This window comes from Kitasatospora sp. NPDC093558, from assembly GCF_040683475.1.
In the GTDB taxonomy this organism is placed as follows: Bacteria; Actinomycetota; Actinomycetes; order Streptomycetales; family Streptomycetaceae; genus Kitasatospora.
The window spans coordinates 1-1191 of record NZ_JBFBDY010001294.1 but is presented as its reverse complement, the minus strand read 5'-3'; the positions used below and the strand labels follow the sequence as shown (position 1 = coordinate 1191).

Below are 1191 nucleotides of genomic sequence, written 5' to 3'. Positions count from 1 at the left end.
ACCCGGACGGCAACCTCGTCGCCAACGCCCCGCACATCCCCGTCCACCTCGGCTCGATGGGTGCCACCGTCAAGGAGGTGATCCGCCGCCGCGGCCCGAAGCTGCGCCCGGGTGACACCTACGCCGTCAACGACCCCTACCACGGCGGCACCCACCTGCCCGACATCACCGTCGTGACCCCGGTCTTCGACCCCGCCGGACACGACCTGCTCTTCTTCGTCGCCTCGCGCGGCCACCACGCCGAGATCGGCGGCATCACCCCCGGATCGATGCCCGCCGGCAGCCGTGAGATCCACGAAGAAGGCGTGCTCTTCGACGACTGGCCGCTGGTCGTGGACGGGCGACTGCGCGAGGAGGAGACCGTCCGGCTGCTCACCGGGGCGCGGTACCCCTCCCGCGACCCGGCGACCAACCTCGCCGACCTGCGCGCCCAGGTCGCCGCCAACCGCAAGGGCGTCGACGAGGTCGGCGCGATGATCGACCACTTCGGCCTCGACGTCGTCCAGGCCTACATGCGGCACGTCCAGGACAACGCCGAACAGGCCGTGCGCCGGGCGATCGACGGCCTCTCCGACGGCGCCTACCGCTACGAGACCGACTCCGGCGCGGTGATCGCCGTCGAGGTGCGGGTCGACCGCTCCGACCGCAGTGCCGTCATCGACTTCACCGGCACCTCGCCCCAGCTCGACAGCAATCTCAACGCCCCCTCCGCCGTCGTCACCGCCGCCGTCCTGTACGTCTTCCGCACGCTCGTCGACGACGACATCCCGCTGAACGACGGCTGCCTGCGTCCGCTGCGGATCGTCGTCCCGCCCGGGTCGATGCTCTCCCCTGCCTACCCCGCCGCCGTCGCCGCGGGAAACGTCGAGACGTCGCAGGCCATCACCGGCGCGCTCTACGCCGCCCTCGGCGTCCAGGCGGAGGGCTCCGGCACCATGAACAACCTCAGCTTCGGCAACGAGCACCACCAGTACTACGAGACCATCGCCTCCGGCTCCGGCGCCGGCCCCGGGTTCGACGGCGCCGACGCCGTCCAGACGCACATGACCAACTCCCGCCTCACCGACCCCGAGGTCCTGGAGTGGCGCCTGCCCGTCCTCGTCGAGGAGTTCGCCGTACGCCGCGGCAGCGGCGGCGAAGGCCGCCACCACGGCGGCAACGGCGCCCTGCGCAGACTGCGCTTCCGCGAAC

Annotated in this window: 1 protein-coding gene; it reads left to right on the top strand. The window is 72.0% G+C overall.

The window, feature by feature from the left end; translation table 11 throughout:
- Nucleotides 1–1191, top strand: a 1191-nt coding sequence (locus tag AB0O00_RS40475; protein ID WP_363659658.1) for a hydantoinase B/oxoprolinase family protein, incomplete at both ends; no start/stop codon positions are given.